12 protein-coding genes are annotated in these 16473 nt (G+C 54.6%); 7 read left to right on the forward strand and 5 right to left on the reverse strand.

Annotated features, from left to right (window positions below; translation table 11 throughout):
- Positions 1-123 precede the first annotated feature (123 nt).
- The 5 genes from rocD to BD749_RS10540 all read left to right on the forward strand — a co-directional run bounded on the left by rocD (position 124) and on the right by BD749_RS10540 (position 7578).
- Complete coding sequence (rocD, locus tag BD749_RS10520) at positions 124-1365, forward strand: ornithine--oxo-acid transaminase (protein ID WP_101444294.1); 1242 nt, start codon at positions 124-126, stop codon at positions 1363-1365.
- Between the two features lie 125 nt (positions 1366-1490).
- On the forward strand, positions 1491-1748 hold the full coding sequence (locus BD749_RS10525; protein ID WP_101444295.1) for a putative signal transducing protein: 258 nt from the start codon (positions 1491-1493) through the stop codon (positions 1746-1748).
- Positions 1749-1824: 76 nt separating this feature from the next.
- Positions 1825-2799: a porphobilinogen synthase gene (gene hemB / locus BD749_RS10530; protein ID WP_101444296.1), complete on the forward strand. Its 975-nt coding sequence runs from the start codon at positions 1825-1827 to the stop codon at positions 2797-2799.
- A gap of 202 nt (positions 2800-3001) precedes the next feature.
- Positions 3002-6763, forward strand: coding sequence for a S8 family serine peptidase (locus tag BD749_RS10535; protein WP_101444297.1), 3762 nt, complete (start codon positions 3002-3004; stop codon positions 6761-6763).
- 197 nt (positions 6764-6960) lie between these two features.
- Entirely contained in the window at positions 6961-7578 is a 618-nt protein-coding gene (locus tag BD749_RS10540) for a SadB/YajI family lipoprotein (RefSeq protein ID WP_101444745.1), read from the forward strand.
- 81 nt (positions 7579-7659) lie between these two features.
- Here BD749_RS10540 and BD749_RS10545 read toward each other — a convergent pair whose 3' ends face one another.
- The 5 genes from BD749_RS10545 to BD749_RS10565 all read right to left on the reverse strand — a co-directional run bounded on the left by BD749_RS10545 (position 7660) and on the right by BD749_RS10565 (position 14435).
- Entirely contained in the window at positions 7660-10164 is a 2505-nt protein-coding gene (locus BD749_RS10545; RefSeq protein WP_180336382.1) for a DUF5916 domain-containing protein, read from the reverse strand.
- A 238-nt stretch (positions 10165-10402) separates the two neighbouring features.
- The gene (locus tag BD749_RS10550) at positions 10403-10783 is read right to left on the reverse strand and encodes a co-chaperone GroES (RefSeq protein ID WP_101444299.1); all 381 of its coding nucleotides are present in this window, start codon (positions 10781-10783) and stop codon (positions 10403-10405) included.
- A 17-nt stretch (positions 10784-10800) separates the two neighbouring features.
- Positions 10801-11328: a hypothetical protein gene (locus BD749_RS10555; protein WP_101444746.1), complete on the reverse strand. Its 528-nt coding sequence runs from the start codon at positions 11326-11328 to the stop codon at positions 10801-10803.
- A gap of 144 nt (positions 11329-11472) precedes the next feature.
- On the reverse strand, positions 11473-12672 hold the full coding sequence (locus BD749_RS10560; RefSeq protein ID WP_101444300.1) for a homogentisate 1,2-dioxygenase: 1200 nt from the start codon (positions 12670-12672) through the stop codon (positions 11473-11475).
- A gap of 77 nt (positions 12673-12749) precedes the next feature.
- Positions 12750-14435, reverse strand: a complete 1686-nt coding sequence (locus BD749_RS10565) for a S41 family peptidase (RefSeq protein ID WP_101444301.1) — start codon at positions 14433-14435, stop codon at positions 12750-12752.
- Positions 14436-15472: 1037 nt separating this feature from the next.
- Here BD749_RS10565 and ruvX point away from each other — a divergent pair.
- Together ruvX and def are read left to right on the forward strand one after the other, a co-directional pair.
- On the forward strand, positions 15473-15889 hold the full coding sequence (gene ruvX, locus BD749_RS10570) for a Holliday junction resolvase RuvX (protein WP_101444302.1): 417 nt from the start codon (positions 15473-15475) through the stop codon (positions 15887-15889).
- Entirely contained in the window at positions 15886-16446 is a 561-nt protein-coding gene (gene def / locus BD749_RS10575) for a peptide deformylase (RefSeq protein ID WP_101444303.1), read from the forward strand. Before ruvX ends, def begins: the two co-directional genes overlap by 4 nt.
- Positions 16447-16473 lie beyond the last annotated feature (27 nt).

Consider the following 16473-nt stretch of genomic DNA (forward strand, 5'->3'; position numbering starts at 1 on the left):
AGGCTGTTTTCACTATATTTACAACAATTCACCAGAATCCCTGTAAATATAGGTCGGGAGTTGTAGCCTGTGGCGCAGCGTTGCCCCGAGTTTCTGACATCAGCTTTTTTTAACACATAAACTATGAACACGCTATCCATCACCTCCAGCCAGCAGGCCATCGAAACCGAAGAAAAGTACGGCGCCCACAACTACCACCCACTGCCGGTAGTACTCAGCAAAGGCGAGGGCGTATACCTGTGGGATGTGGAGGGCAAACGCTATTATGACTTCCTGTCGGCTTACAGCGCCGTGAACCAGGGTCATTGTCACCCGCGCATCATCAACGCCCTGATCGAGCAGGCGCAGCAGCTTACCCTTACTTCCCGCGCCTTCTACAACGACAAACTAGGTATAGCCGAGAAGTACATCTGCGAGCTGTTTGGCTACGACAAGTCGCTGTACATGAACTCGGGTGCCGAGGCCGTGGAGACCGCCATCAAACTGGCCCGTAAGTGGGGCTACCTCAAAAAAGGCATCGCCCCGCACAACGCCGAGATTATTGTGGTGGAACGCAACTTCCACGGTCGTACCACCGGCATCATCTCTTTCTCCACCGACCCCGATTCTACCAAAGGCTTTGGCCCCTATATGCCAGGCTTTAAAGTTATTCCTTATAACGACCTCGAGGCGCTGGAAACTGCTCTGAAAGAAAACCCGAACGTGTGCGGTTTCCTGGTGGAGCCGATTCAGGGCGAAGCGGGCGTGGTCGTGCCGCAGGATGGTTACCTGGCCAAGGCACATGCGCTTTGCAAAGAATACAATGTGCTGCTCATGGCCGACGAGATTCAGACAGGTATAGCTCGAACCGGTAAAATGCTTGCCAGCTATTACGACGACGTGAAAGCTGACATCCTGATCCTGGGTAAGGCCCTTTCGGGTGGCGTGCTGCCAGTGTCCTGCGTGCTGGCCAACGACGACATCATGCTCTGCATCCAGCCGGGCGAGCACGGCTCTACTTTTGGCGGTAACCCCATGGCGGCTGCAGTGGCTATTGCTGCATTGGAGGTGATCAAGGAGGAGAACCTGGTGGAGAACGCCTACAAACTGGGCGAGATCTTCCGTGACCGTATGAACCAACTGAAAGCCAAGCGTCCGGAAGTGGTTACGCTGGTAAGAGGCCGCGGCTTGCTCAACGCCATCGTGATCGAACCGGCAGCTGACGGACGCACCGCCTGGGACGTGTGCGTGGAGTTGAAAGAAAACGGACTTTTGGCCAAGCCAACCCACGGCGACATTATCCGTTTTGCGCCGCCTTTGGTAATGACCGAAGAGCAACTGCACGAGTGCTGCGATATTATTGAGCGAGTGGTGATGAACTTCTAAGTCAGGTATACCTGAAACGCACGAAAGGCGAGGCTGTAGTGGCTTCGCCTTTTTTGTTTTGTCTACAAGCGCTATGCGATTCTTCATAAAATTCGCTAGCTTTATTAAGCAACAACTACTTAGACATGCCTCAATCCGAACAAACAAAACCCACCATCATCTTCTCCGGCGACTTCCATAGGGCAGCTGTCATTAAAAACATGCTTGAGAATCATGGCATTTACGTTTTTATGCAAAACGAGCACATGGGTAGCATCGCCCCTTTCCAAGTAGCATCAGGCGGATTTAATCCGGTGCGGCTTATTATTTCGGGTCATGATGAAGAAGAGGCGAAAAAGCTACTGGAGAGTTTTGACCTGGACAAAACAGATGACATGGAGTAGCATTTCGCTTTACCCCGCATAAGCCGTACCTTTGCCGTATACCTATGTTGAAGCATTTTAGAGCAATCGCTATACTATGATCACGAAAAGACCAAGACGAAACCGCTATAACGAAGTCATCCGCAGCATGGTGCAGGAAACCGCCCTGGAGCTGAACGACTTCATCTTCCCGCTCTTCATTATCGAGGGGCAAAACCAAAAGGTAGAAGTGGCCTCGATGCCGGGCATTAACCGCTACTCCGTAGACACCCTGTTAGACGAAGTGGCCTCCTGCGTCGATTTGGGCATCAAAGCCTTCGCCCCTTTCCCGAGCATCCCCGAAAACCTGAAAGACAAGTACGCCAAAGAGAGCGCAAACCCAGATGGCCTCTTCCCAAGGGCCATCCGCGAGATCAAGAAGAACTTCCCGGACGTGGTGTTGATGACCGACGTGGCCATGGACCCTTACAGCTCCGACGGCCACGACGGCATTGTGATCAACGGTGAGATCGTGAACGACGAAACACTGGAGGTGTTGGGCAAGATGGCGCTCACACAGGCGCAGGCTGGTGCCGACATTGTGGGCCCCTCGGACATGATGGACGGCCGCGTGGGCTACATCCGCCGCGTGCTCGACGAGAACGGCTTCCACAAGGTGGGCATCATGAGCTATACCGCCAAGTATGCCAGCGCCTTCTACGGTCCGTTCCGCGACGCCCTCGACTCTGCCCCCAAAATGGGTGACAAGAAGACTTACCAGATGAACCCGGCCAACAGCCGCGAGGCCCTGATCGAAGCTGCGCTCGACACCGAAGAGGGGGCCGACTACCTGATGGTAAAACCTGCTTTGGCTTACCTGGACATCATCAAATTGCTCCGCGACAACTCACACCTGCCCATAGCCGCCTACAACGTGAGTGGAGAATACGCCATGGTGAAAGCTGCCGGGCTGAAAGGCTGGATTGACGGCGAGAAAGCCATGCTGGAGAGTCTGCTGAGCATCAAACGAGCCGGCGCCGACATCATCTTGTCGTATTTTGCCAAAGACTTTGCGAACTACCTTCGCAAATAATTAAATAGAAATACTGAGACAAAGCGCTCTGGGCTACAAGCCTAGGGCGCTTTGTTTTTTCAGGAGCCGTGCTGACCTAACACAAGGTATAGGGAACCTACGCGTCGATGTTTAACCAATTATCCTATTCATTCTGAACCTTTTGGCGTTCGGACACTTTTAGCTATATTGGTAGTTCTAAATTTCTACCTACTACAACTTTATGAGAGGATTGAGCCTTTGGCTGATGGCTGCGGCACTTGCAACAACTTCTGTTAGCTTCGCGCAGCAGGGTGGTTCGGTGCCCGTGCGTGCTAATGTGAAGGAACTGGGCCGCATTGCGGCAGCTGAAGACAAAGATTACCGTGCAAGACGTGCAGAGGCCATTGCGCTGGCCAGGCAAAACGGCTGGGAAATTGAAAAGACCTACCCGGACGGTACCCACCTTTCGCTGCAACGCATCGATGCGCTGGGCATGCCGGTCTATTACATCACCTACAATACTACAGCCGCCATCACGACCCGCACCGACCAGCTTTGGGCGGGCGGCAAACTTGGCCTTAACCTGAGCGGGGCAAGCAGCAGCGTGACCGACAAAATGGGCATCTGGGACGGCGGCTTGATCCGGGAGTCGCATGTGGAACTGCGCGGCCGGGTGGAGCACAAAGACAAAGCCTCGAAACTGAACGAACACGCCACCCACGTGGCCGGCACACTCATTGCCAGTGGCCAGAGCAGTATGGCAAAAGGCATGGCCTACGGGGTGAAAAAGCTCCTGGCTTATGACTTTAACAACAACGCTGCCGAAATGGCCGAGGCCGCGCAGACCAATATGCTCGTCTCGAACCATTCGTACGGCACCATTGCCGGCTGGCGCTATAACAGCGAACGCAAAGGCACCGACGAGGACCCCTACTGGGAATGGTGGGGCACCCCGCAGGTAAGCGAAACAGAGGATTACAAATTCGGCCTCTACGACGAAACTTCTGTCAGCTGGGACCGCATAGCCTACAACGCGCCCTACTTTCTGATCGTGAAGTCGGGCGGGAACAACCGGCAGGAACAGGGCCCCGCCGTGGGCAAGCCCTACATGCAGCGCAATACCAATGGCAACTTTACGCTCGTGGCCAAGCGCCCAGACAACATTAGCAACAACGACAGCTACGATGCCATCGCCACCTACGGCAATGCCAAAAATATCCTGACGGTTGGGGCTGTCAACAACATCCCGGGCGGTTATAACCAGCCATCTGACGTCCGGGTGACGGGTTTCAGCAGCTTTGGCCCTACCGACGACGGCCGCATCAAGCCCGACCTGGTAGGCAGCGGCGAAAAGGTTCTTTCCACGACCAGCACCAACGACAAATCATACAAAGTACTGAGCGGCACCTCCATGGCGGCCCCTAATATCTCAGGCTCGCTGCTGCTGTTGCAGGAGCACTACGCCAACCTGCGCAACGGGCAGGTGATGCGTGCCGCCACCCTCAAGGGCCTCGCCATCCACACGGCCGACGAAGCGGGCGATGCCCCTGGCCCCGACTACAAACACGGCTGGGGATTGCTGAACGCGAGTCGGGCTGCTACCATGATCAGCAACGCAAAGGGCACGCATTTAATGGAGGAGCGCAGCCTGGAGCAGGGCAAAACCTATACTTTCGAGGTGGTGGCATCTGGTGACGGGCCGCTCGTAGCCACTATTTCCTGGACCGATCCGGAAGGCGCCACTCACCCAACGGCAAGCGCCCTGAACAACCGCAGCCCGCGCCTGGTCAACGACCTGGATGTGCGCATCACAAACCGCGGCAACACGATCATGCCCTGGGTCCTCAACCCCAATGCACCAGACCAGCCCGCCACCCGCGGCGACAACGTGGTGGACAACGTGGAGCAAGTGCTTATCCCAAGTCCTATACCTGGCGAGACCTATACGATCACCGTTTCGCACAAGCGTACGCTCCAGAAAGGACCGCAAGCATATTCCCTGTTGGTGAGCGGCGCGGGTGGAACGGCCTATTGCGCAAGCACTCCCACTTCAGAAGCCGGCTCCCGCATCAACAGCCTCACCTTCGACGGCATCACGACCTCCTTTGAGGGCTGCGCCACCTACCGCCTGCAAAATGAGATGCGGTTGACCTTTGAGCCCGGGCAGACCAAAACAGTATCGTTTGAGCTGGGAACCTGCGGCGCCAACGCCAGCAAGGCCGCCAAGGTATACGTGGACTGGAACGGCAACGGCAGTTTTGCAGATGCTGGTGAGGAAGCCGCAACTTCAGGTGTGATAACCGGAGTTGGGGTATTCAATGCTTCCATTTCAGCGCCATCCTTCCTGGAGCCCGGTTCCATTACCCGACTGCGTGTAGTGCTGGCTGAGACAGCTAACCCAGCCAGCATAAAACCCTGCGGCACCTATACCCGCGGCGAAACCCAGGACTACATCATTCAGGTGGCAAGACCATCGTCAGACATTGTGCTACAACAGGTAGCGCCGGTCGGAGCTGCGCTTTGCGCGGGTACTACGCAGCAGTTTATGGTTACACTCCGCAACAATGGCCTGCGCGACCAAAAGGCTATACCTGTTACATTGGAGGTATACCGCAACGGCGTGAAAGTGGCCACCCTCACACAGGTATACAGCCAAACGCTAAGGTCATTTGAAACAGATGAGCTTCTCCTGACTGCGGACTTCCAGACGGAGGCCGGCGCCACATATGAGTTGGTGGCAGCGGCAGGCAACACAACAGATGCTGTACCGGAGAATAACACATTGCGCAGAAGCTTCGGCGTAGGTGGCAACACGGCAGCCCCACAGGCCGTTGCGACCCGCTGCGGCAACGAGCCCAGCTATACCTTAACGGGTTCCGGCGAGGGCACTATCTTCTGGTACAACACGGCAAGCGGCGGCACACCCATAGCCGCGGGCAACACGGCCAGCGTCTCCTCCAATGGCCTGAGTGGCTCGCTCTACGCCTCCCTCAACGATTTCTCGGCCACCATCGGGCCGGCCACTAAGAAGTTTGCGACAGGCGGAGGCTACAATCAGTTCACGCCAGATGTAATTGTAGAGACAAAGGCACCGATGCTATTGGAGAGTGCCCGGCTTTACATTGGCAACCCTGGCAAGATCACCTTCACTGCCTATAACAGCGACGGCTCGCCGGTAGCTACCAGAACGCTTAAGGTAGAAGCCACCCGCTCCACCCCTGCCCCAGGCGTGCAGGAGGACGACCCGAACGATCAGGGCGCCATCTATTACCTGGGGCTAGAGCTGCCTGAGGCCGGCACTTACAACATCGCGATCAGTTATGACTCCCCAGGTGGAGCTACCATCTACCGAAACAACGCAGGTGTTACCGGCTACCCGTTTGGTGTGCCCAATGTGTTCACCATCACCGGCACCACAGCTAACCCAGGCCCGCTTGGCTATTACTATTACTTCTACGACCTGAAGGTGCGGGCACTTGGCTGCGTTAGCCCAAGAGTGGCTGTGCCGGTGGAGAATGGTGCCCCGATCCCGACGCCGCTCATCACACGCCAAGGGCTGAATCTACAGTCCAGCGTGGCGGACGGCAACCAGTGGTACCTCAACAACCAGCCTATACCCGGCGCCACCGGGCGTACTTACACCCCAACCGTAAGCGGCGACTACAGTGTGCAGGCGCAGTGGCAGGGCTGTGTTTCTTCCCGGTCACAGACCTATACCTTCGCCTACCAGGCAGATGGGCGCGAACTGAAGCAGGAACTGGTTGCTTCACCAAACCCAAGCAACGGTGTGTTCAAAGTCCAGTTCGAAACGGCACAGCAAGAGGATCTGTACCTGCGCGTGACCGACATGCTGGGGCACGAGATTTACAGCCGTCAGGTGAAGAACTTCAACGGCTTTTATGAAGGCAACATCGACCTGTCAGGCAGAGGCTCAGGCATATACCTGCTGCGGGTGGAATTTGGCGACCAGCATTATACCCAGAAACTGGTGCTGCAACGCTAACCGGCAACGCCCAAAGAACAAAGCCCCGGCCCTGAAGCCGGGGCTTTTTCTGTGGAGAGCCTTCTCCGCAATGGCCAGGTATAGCAACAGGTATAGGATTGATTGCCGGCTATACCTGCAGCGGCAGCACGCCGCCTGTTTGGCCAAACCGTCTGTTATACCTATCTTCAGCGGACAAACAATCAAAAACAGACACGATGAAGAAACTACTACTCGCGGCCGGCATGGCCTTTATGTTCGCTTCCTGCGCCCAACAGCCACAGGCCAGCAATGTACCGCCACAAACTGAGGAACTGGAAGAGGTGCCTGAAATGCAGCAGCTGGCCTCGCCGGTAACGGCTACGCAACAGGCTTTCTTCTCCGAGCTCAGCAAACTATGCGGCAAGAGCTTCCGGGGCAAAGCCGTGTTTCCGGCCGATGGCAAAGACCCTTTTGCCGGTAAGGAGCTGACCATGCACGTGCGCGAGTGTTCCGACGAGGTAATCCGTATTCCTTTTCACGTGGGCGAAGACAAATCCAGAACGTGGGTGTTCACTAAAATGGAAGAAGGCCTGCAGCTGAAGCATGACCACCGCCACGAAGACGGCACCCCGGACGAAGTGACCATGTACGGTGGCATTGCCCTGGACACAGACGATGCAACTACCATGCGCTTCCCCGCCGACGCTTTTACCGCCCAACTTATACCTGCCGCCGCTACTAACGAGTGGAACGTAGTGTTGAGCGCCGACGGCCGCACGTTCAGCTACATCCTCAAGCGCGACAACCAGCTGCGCTTCCAGGCCGATTTTGACCTGACCCAGCCAATTAACTAGTCTATACCTGCTGTACCTTAAAAATCAAAACCCCCAAAGCCACGACAGCTTTGGGGGTTTTTGGTTAGAATCGTTTCAACCTTAGGATTTCGAAAGCTGTTTCTTCAGCACCTGGTAATCTATAAAGTAAAGTATGCGCAGCGACAGGCTGTTGGTCTGCGGGCCCGTGATGGTACGGGTAAAGTTTTCGTGGTAGCGCGGCACAATATCACCCTGGCTTTCCAGAATCGCGTTCTTCCACATCAGGCTGATTTCGCTACCCGGCGCAAACCACCACGAGTAGATCATGTCGATGTTAAAGGTATTGAAGTTGATGTTGTGGTTCGGGAGCTCGCCGTCTGCAAAATAGCCGCCGTTCGGGTACGCATCCGTGAGCAACTCCCCTTTGTCGCCGAGCCTGAAAAAGCGATTGTACTCGGCCTTGGACCAGTAGTGCCGCGCCCGCAGCGATAGCGACATGCGGTTGTTGAAGATGTAGGAGCTGGTCAGTTCATTTGATACCGTGTTCACGTCGCGCAGACCGAAGATGATGTCGTGGCTTCTACCGGCATCGGTTGTGCGGGTGAAATGGTTTGCATAGCCCATGTCGTCGAGCCTGATGTTGCGGTTATACCTGTACACGAACATCAGCTTGTCGTTGACGCGGTAGCGGGGCGCAATGGAGTAGCTGAAGCTCTGGCGGTCGTGCTCATCGAAGGTGCGGTAATTGAGCTCCACGTCCAGGGCCAGTTTCTTGCGGTAGTCCGAGGAGATCCAAGTGCCGATGCTGTGATTGACTGGGAAGGCATAGTAGCGGCCATTCACACGCGGCTCAAAAAAATCGTAGGTCACGACAGGCTCCAGGTTAAAGAAGGTGCCCATGCTCAGGAAGTTGCGGAACGTGCCGCTCACCCGGCCATAGATCACGAAATTCTGGAAATCGTCGGGCTTATACCGGCGGCTGTACTGCGCACCCAATTGGGTGTTCATGTTGAGTAGTTTCCAGAACGGCTGGTAAATGTTATACCTTAGGTTCAGGTCCTCGTCCACGGTGTTGCGGATGAAGTTGATGCCCATGTCGTTCGGGTCGTAGGTGTCGGACTTCATGGAATGGGTGAACCGGTACTGAAAATTGCCACTTACCTTGCCCCCTCCCACGCTGTACATATGCCCCAGCTGCGCGTCGCCGGGGTAATATTTCTGGCTCAGGGCGGCGCTGCCCTCCATGGCATAGCGGTTGCCTTTGTTGGCCACCCGAAACAGCATACCCGTCAGGTTGGCGTCGTAGGTGCTTCCGGCGCGCAGCACATTGGTGTTCACCAGCGTAACGTAGGAGTTGTTTTTGAGCGACTGGTCCAGCACCAGAATGTTGTAGTTGGTGAGCGGCTGCGTCTCTTTCTGGAAGCGGTTGCCTTCGCTGTCTTCCAGTGTCGCAAACTGCTTGCCCACCACCGCGTTGAACAAACCTATACCTAACCCGGACTGGGTGCGACCCGATATCTTGGTGCCGTTCAGCATTTTGGTCTCGCGCGGGTTCTCGATGATGGTATTGCCTTGCTTGTGCTCTTCCCGCTCATCGAGGTAATTGATCGGCATGCCCCCGATGCGCCGCGAGTACAGAAAACCACCTTTGTTGAAAAGCTCCGTCCCTTCCATAAAAAATGGCCGGTACTCGTTGAACTGCACCTCAAAAGGCGACAGGTTGAGCACCTGGTTGTCGGACTGCACCTGGCTGAAGTCAGGTATAAGCGTCATGTCGAGCGTAAAGGCGTCGTTGATGCCGTACTTCACATCCATGCCACCGCTGAAATTGAAATTATCCTCATACCGGGTGGAGCCATCGCCGTTGCGTACCGGGTATTTCTCCACATAGCCCGACACATAGGGCGTAAGCGACAGGCGCAGCGGGGCCTCTACGTTTTTGATGCCCGTCAGTCGGCCCCATTGGTTCACGAAGCCGTTGATGGCCGGGTCTACGTGGTTCCAGAAAAAGCCCTGCCGCGTTGACTGGCGGTTGCGCATGAAGTTGAGTCCCCAGAGTTGTTCTGGCTTGCTGCTGAAACGCAAGGCCGAGTACGGAATGCGCATCTCAGCTACCCAACTGTTGCTCTCAATGCGGGCACTGCTCTCCCACACGGCATTCCAGGTAAAGTCCTCGCCGTTGGAAGAGTAGCGGGCATCAAGCTGCACCCCGGCAGGCGTCACAAAAAAGCCGAAGCCGTTTATCTGGTCGTTGTACGTATCGAAAAACACCCCGAAGAAGTCCGTATTGCCTAAATCGTCGCGGCGGCCCAGCTGCCTGAAAATGCTGTCGGGCGATACGTCGTGCATCACCGCGCCCACATAAATAAAGTCATCGTCGTAAAGGATTCGCACGTGAGTAGGATGCACCTCTTTTGGGCCAGGGTTAGGGCGGTTCTGTATAAAGTCGGTGGCAATATCGGCCTGCTGCCAGATTTCTTCGTTCAGGGCTCCGTCTATTTTGATGGGTTCAGTAATACGGAGGGCCTTCAGGTGCTTTAGTTGCGCAAAGACGGGAGCCTTCCTCTCCTGGGCCCATGCCTGTTGGCACATCAGCACCATCAACAGCAACACAACTAACCGCACAAAGACAGGTTTAGGCAGACAATTCATCATAAAGTAAAAAGCACAACAAAAGTGAGTATCCTACAAAGGTATAGAATAGATAAGCCTCAGACTACAATAGTTGCTTTTGAGCGCAAAACAAAACGGCCAATATTATCTGTGACAGGGCAGACAGGCTTATTTTATCGATGAGCACAAAAAAAGAAGCGCCATACCTGGTTATCAGGTATGGCGCTTCCGCAAAAGCTGTCCGAAGTGCTTAGAGGTCCTCTTCGCGCACCAGCATCAGCACCGCCGACTGCGGCACGATGTAGTACTTCTCGCCCACGTAGTTAATCTCGATGGCATCGCGCTGCAGGTAGATGGCCAGGTCGCCTTCTTTTATCTGAAGCGGAAGGTAGCGTACCTGCTCTTGCTCCCCATCGCCAAGCACCTCGTCCTCAAAGCCATAGTCGGCTGGCATCGGGTAGCCGGGCCCCACTTTCATCACGTAGCCCTCCTGCACCTTCTCTTTCTCCTGCACGCCGGGCGGCAGGTATAGCCCGCTCTTGGTTTGCTCCCTTGCGCTTTTCGGCTTGATCAGCACCCGGTCGCCTACAATGATGATCTTTTCCAGTTTGTTATCTTCTGAAATTCTCATAGATAAAGTATGCATGCTTAAATAGGGTCTGCGGTCACTTTAAAACGCATGGCTGCCTTGATGGCAACGTCACGTGTGATTGGTTTGGCAATAGCAGCTCTTGTACGTACGGTATACGTTTCTCCTTTAATGTACTTATCGAGCCTGGCGTTGGTCGACTTCAGCTCAATGGTTTTCACACCTTTCGGCACTTCGTCCAGGTAAGCGATCTTTGTTTCCTCATTTTTATCGTTGCTCAGGTAGATCTCGATGCTACGCAGGAAGTCAAAGTTCTCGTCGGTCGGCTCGGCCACGCTCAGCGTCAGTCTGTTCAGGCTCACGTCCTTCACTAGCTCGGCGCGCGTCTTGTTGTTCTTGAACGTCTCCGACGAGTTCGTTTTGACAGGTATAGGCGAAAGTGGCGTCACCACACCAATCGGGAAGTTTGACTCGATGCGGATGGTCTCTTCCTGATCGATGTAGAAGGTAAGCAGATCGTCTATCTTGTCGCAGGAAGTTGCAATAAACGTGAACAGCAACAGCACCGCCAAAAACATTTTTTTCATAAAAGGGTGAAATTTAAAGTTCTCTTCGTTAATCATATTAATGCCCTACAGGTATGAAAAAAGGAAAGCAGCCTTGCGGGCTGCCTTTCTTGTATGCCTGCACATAGTGCAAAATTAAGCAAAATGATCGAGAGTAAAGAAGTCCTAATCAAACATGTCTGCGGCGCGGGTCGTGTTCGGACCGTTTTCGAGCCAGCTCATCGGGTAGTTTTTGTCCATCAGGCCCACTGCCTCCTCGGTCAGGTATAGCGGCTTGAAGGTGTCGATCATTACGGCGTACTCGTGCGTTTCTTTCTTGCCGATGCTTGCCTCCACCGTGCCCGGGTGCGGTCCGTGCGGAATACCGCCCGGATGCACCGTAAACGAGGCCCTATCCACGCCCTTGCGTGACATGAAGTCGCCGGCCACGTAGTAGAGCACCTCGTCGGAGTCTACGTTGGAGTGGTTATAGGGCGCAGGTATAGCCTGTGGATGGTAGTCGAACAGGCGCGGCACAAAGGAGCAAATCACGAAGTTGTGCGCCTCGAAGGTCTGGTGCACGGGCGGTGGTTGGTGAATGCGGCCTGTTATGGGCTCGAAGTCGTAGATGGAAAGCGCATACGGGTAAAAGTAGCCATCCCAACCCACCACGTCGAACGGGCTGAAGCCGTAATAGTACTGGTGCAGCAAACCGTCTTTTTTAATCTGCACCAGGTGCTCGCCGCCCTCGGTGTACTCGATCAGTTCGTGCGGCGCCCGGATGTCGCGCTCACAGAACGGAGAGTGCTCCAGCAGCTGACCGAAGTGGTTGCGGTAGCGGCGCGGCGTCTCGATCGGGCTGAACGACTCGGTGATCAACAAACGAACCGGCCCGTCGTTGAAGTGGAACTGGTGGATGATGGTGCGCGGGATCACAATGTAATCGCCCTCACGGAACTCCAGCTTGCCCATCTGCGACAGCAGCACGCCGCTGCCCTCATGCACAAACACCACTTCGTCGGCCTGGCCGTTTTTGTAGTAGTAGTCCATTTTGCGCTCCGACGGGTTGCAGATGCTGATGGCCACGTCGCTGTTGAGCATCATGGTTTTGCGAGCACTCAGGTAGTCAGTGCCGGTAATGGTCTGGTCGAGTGTTTTGAGGTGATGCGGGGCCAGCTTGATGCCTTCGGCTACTTTGGGGGCGTACGGCACAGGCTCTCCAATGCGGGTAATGCGCGTCGGCGGATTTTTGTGATATAGCAACGACGACAGGCCACTGAAGCCCAGCGTGCCCACCAGTTGCTCGGCGTACAGACTGCCATCCTCCTGCCTGAACTGCACATGCCGCTTTTGCGGGAAAGTGCCCAATTTGTGATAGTAAGCCATTCCTTTTCTTTGGTTATGGTTTTCAGAAGCTACCTTACCAGGTGCTCTTTCTTATACAAATATAGTATTCTGGATGCTTATACACCTCCCTTGGCCAGACGCTGCGCCTTTCCAAACTGGCGAAGCGCTTCCTGAAACTCCTCGTCCTTTTCGTGCAGGATCGGGAAGAAGCCTGGGTTGCCGTACACGCTGCGCCCGATAAAGGCTTTTACGTTGTTGCGCAACATCCCCTGCGAACGCTTGTACTGCGCCTCGTCATATTTCACCTCCGACTGCGCTGCCATCCGCATCAGGTCCTGCAGCATTTTGTCTGATACATTAAAGGACTTGATAAACTTGTCCATCTGCATCTTCTGCAGGTCTTTTCGGTTGTCGTTGTAGTAGGCCAGGGCATACTCACGAATCACGTTTTTGCTGTACAGTTCGCTCAGCAGCTCCGAAATTTCAGTCGTGTCGCGGGCCACAAACACATCGGGCATGATGCCACCACCACCGTACACCACACGTCCTTTGCCCGTCTTGTACTTGAGCGAATCCACGAACAAGCTGCTGTCGGGGTGGAAGTACTCGCCGTTTTCGAAACGCTGCAGCATGTCTTTCTGGTAGTCTTCGGTACCGGCCACGTATGGTTTCTGGATAGAGCGGCCACTTGGCGTGTAGTAGCGCGAAATAGTCAGGCGCAGCTCCGATCCGTCGTTCAAGGGGATAGGCATTTGCACCAGCCCCTTGCCAAACGAGCGGCGACCCACGATCAGGGCGCGGTCGTTGTCCTGCAGGGCTCCGGCCACAATCTCGGAAGCCGAGGCACTTCCTTCGTCCAGCAACACGATCACCGGATTGTTCTCAAAATCGCCTTTGGTGCGCGCAAATGATTTGGAATCGTAACGGGAGCCTTTGCCATCGGTATAGACGATCATCTTGTCGCCGGCAATGAACTCGTCGGCCATGCGGGTAGCGTGGTCCATGTAGCCGCCGGGGTTACCGCGCAGGTCCAGGATCAGCTGCTGCATGCCCTTCTTTTTGAGGCTCGTCAGCGCTGTCTTAAATTCATCGAAGGTGTTGGCGGCGAAGCGGCTCACTTTAATGTAACCGGTGTTGCTGTTCACCATGTAGCTCACGTCCACCGACACGGTTGGTATCTTGTTGCGGGTGATGGTGAAGTCGAATGGTTTCTTGCTGGCCTTTCGCAGCACCTGTATTTTCACGTCAGTGCCCTTCGGACCACGCAGGCGCTTGAAGACGCCCTCGTTGGTTATACCTGTACCGGCCACGTTTTCGCCATCCACTGTAATGATCTTGTCTCCGGCCTGTATACCTGCCGCTTCAGAAGGACCGCCGCTCAGGGGCGTAATCACATATATCGTGTCTTTGAAGATATTGAACTCTACCCCGATGCCCTCAAAATCGCCTTCCAGGTATGAGCGGGCCATGGCCAGGTCGGCAGCCGGAATGTAAGAGGTATGCGGATCGAGCTTTTCGAGCATTTTGGTGATGGCGTGGTCGGTGAGTTTCTCGGTGTCCACGGTATCCACGTAGTCGCGGTCGATGTAACTGAGCACATCGCGGAACTTAAGGTAAGCCTTGGCCGTGCTCTGCGGGTTAGTGTCGGAGGGCGAGAAAGTATTTGCGCCAATCAGCACCCCTACCACCAGGGCCAGGGCGATGTATAAAGGCAGGCGCACCTGGAAAGGGGTGTTTCGGGGCTTGACCTGCCCATCTGCTTCCGGTTCCTCCTGCGGGTTATAGTTTGTTTCTTCGCTCATCTCAATCTTAAAAACGGTTAAATATAAAGCTAAGCAGGCGCTTTTTGCAGCTTTATAGCGATAAATATTCTGGCTTCACTATACAGGGTTCCTTTACAAGGTATACCGGTCTGCGGTGTGGCTTGTTATTCTTTTAACAATGGTTTGGTCGGGTTTTATTCCATTTTGGTATAAATTAATGCTGTAATGGGGTTGTGGCTTAATTAGCAAAGCTCATTTTGTTGAGGAGCACTAGCAGTTACAGGTATAGCGGTAATAGTGCGAGCGTCCTTGCTTATGACGGCTATCCCGGGGCCTCTATACCAGGTATAGGTAAGGTATAGCCACTACTTCTGTTGCATAGCTGGCTTTTGCCCTGGCCGGGCGGGCCTCACTTTTTTTCTTGATAAAAAAAGTAAGCAAAAAAATCAAGACGCTCCAAACTCGCTGAACGCTCAAACAGTGGAGCGCCGAAAAGTGCACCTGGCTAGTGCTATTTGTTTCATAGCATCCGGGGCAAGTTACTCTTTCAATGCGTGCCAGCGGTTCGTACTACAGCGTTTATACCTAAGAACTGGCAGTTACAGGCTCCCCTCCTGGGGGTAGGGGGCCCTCTTAAAAGGACAAGGAGGGGCAGTTCGACCCGGTATAGCTAAACACTAACTACATCGCTTATACCTTTTGAATGGCAATGCCAGAAAGTCCCCCTTGGGGGTAGGGGCCCTCGAAAAAGAAGGGGGCAGGTGGATGTCAATCGTGCACCTCTCCTTCCCCTGTTTTTAGGGGAAGGCTGGGATGGGGTAATAAGCGTGCACCAGAATCCTGTTAATCCTGTAATCCTGTAAATCCTTGGGGTAGGGGCCCTATATAAAGATTCAGACAACCTTTTCCTCCGCAGCCCGCATTAGACACTCGCAGGTCTGGAAGACGCTGGGAGGTCAAGGAATCCCGAACCCTTCCCCCACAAGCCTCTGCAAATCCCGATTAAATCACTTAACTTTGTACTTTTATGCACAGACCGCCTGTTAATCAGTGACAGCGGCAACTAATCAGGTAGCATGGCGAGGATTTTAGGTATAGATTATGGCAACAAGCGGGTAGGACTGGCCGCGACAGACGCGCTCCAGATCATTGCATCGCCACTCGAGACCATACATGCCAAAGACGTGCTCACCTACCTGAAAGCCTATACCCAGCGCGAACCCGTGGAAGCCTTTGTGGTAGGCATGCCACGCCGCCTGACAGGTGAGGCAACCGATGCAACGCCACACGTGATCGGTTTTGTGCGTAAGCTGCAAAAGGAGTTCCCGGCCATACCGGTGCATACTGTGGATGAGCGCTTTACCTCCAGCATGGCGCAAAAGGCGATGCTGGCCGGCGGCCTCAAGAAGAAGGACCGGCAGGACAAAGGCACCGTAGACCGCGTGAGCGCCGCCATTATTTTACAGTCGTATTTAGAAAGCAGAACGATATGATTTACCCAATTACCGCCTACGGCGACCCGGTGCTGAAAGAGCCGGCGCAGGATATTCCGAAAGACTTCGAAGGTCTGAATGAACTCATCGAAGACATGTTCACCACCATGTACCATGCGCATGGCGTGGGGCTGGCTGCCCCGCAGATTAGCAAGGGCATTCGCCTGTTCGTGATCGATTCGGAGCCGATGATGGACGAGGGCGACGAGGGCAAAGGCGTGAAAAAGGCATTCATCAACCCGGAGATCATCGAGGAAGACGGCGAAGAATGGGGCTTTGAAGAGGGTTGCCTGAGCATTCCGGGCGTGCGCGAAGTGGTGTATCGCCCCGAGCGCATCGTGATCCGCTACTTCGACCAGGACTGGAACGAGCACACCGACACCTATGACGGCATGACGGCCCGCGTGATCCAGCACGAGTACGACCACATCGAGGGCATCCTGTTCACAGATCATTTAACCGGCCTGAAAAAGCGCCTGATCAAGAACAAGCTCACCAAGATCTCCAAAGGTGAAGTCGATGCGGACTACCGCATGAAGTTCCCGGTGAAGCGATAGGCTATACCTTAGAAATAAAGAAAGCGC

The organism is Pontibacter ramchanderi (genome assembly GCF_002846395.1).
Taxonomy (GTDB): Bacteria; Bacteroidota; Bacteroidia; order Cytophagales; family Hymenobacteraceae; genus Pontibacter; species Pontibacter ramchanderi.

Excerpts from the sequence above, each read along its gene's own strand:
- hemB (WP_101444296.1), top strand. The coding sequence starts at position 1,825 with ATGATCACGAAAAGACCAAGACGAAACCGCTATAACGAAGTCATCCGC.
- BD749_RS10565 (WP_101444301.1), bottom strand. The coding sequence starts at position 14,435 with ATGAGCGAAGAAACAAACTATAACCCGCAGGAGGAACCGGAAGCAGAT.
- BD749_RS10525 (WP_101444295.1), top strand. The coding sequence starts at position 1,491 with ATGCCTCAATCCGAACAAACAAAACCCACCATCATCTTCTCCGGCGAC.
- BD749_RS10540 (WP_101444745.1), top strand. The coding sequence starts at position 6,961 with ATGAAGAAACTACTACTCGCGGCCGGCATGGCCTTTATGTTCGCTTCC.
- def (WP_101444303.1), top strand. The coding sequence starts at position 15,886 with ATGATTTACCCAATTACCGCCTACGGCGACCCGGTGCTGAAAGAGCCG.
- BD749_RS10550 (WP_101444299.1), bottom strand. The coding sequence starts at position 10,783 with ATGAGAATTTCAGAAGATAACAAACTGGAAAAGATCATCATTGTAGGC.
- BD749_RS10560 (WP_101444300.1), bottom strand. The coding sequence starts at position 12,672 with ATGGCTTACTATCACAAATTGGGCACTTTCCCGCAAAAGCGGCATGTG.
- BD749_RS10555 (WP_101444746.1), bottom strand. The coding sequence starts at position 11,328 with ATGAAAAAAATGTTTTTGGCGGTGCTGTTGCTGTTCACGTTTATTGCA.
- rocD (WP_101444294.1), top strand. The coding sequence starts at position 124 with ATGAACACGCTATCCATCACCTCCAGCCAGCAGGCCATCGAAACCGAA.
- ruvX (WP_101444302.1), top strand. The coding sequence starts at position 15,473 with ATGGCGAGGATTTTAGGTATAGATTATGGCAACAAGCGGGTAGGACTG.
- BD749_RS10535 (WP_101444297.1), top strand. The coding sequence starts at position 3,002 with ATGAGAGGATTGAGCCTTTGGCTGATGGCTGCGGCACTTGCAACAACT.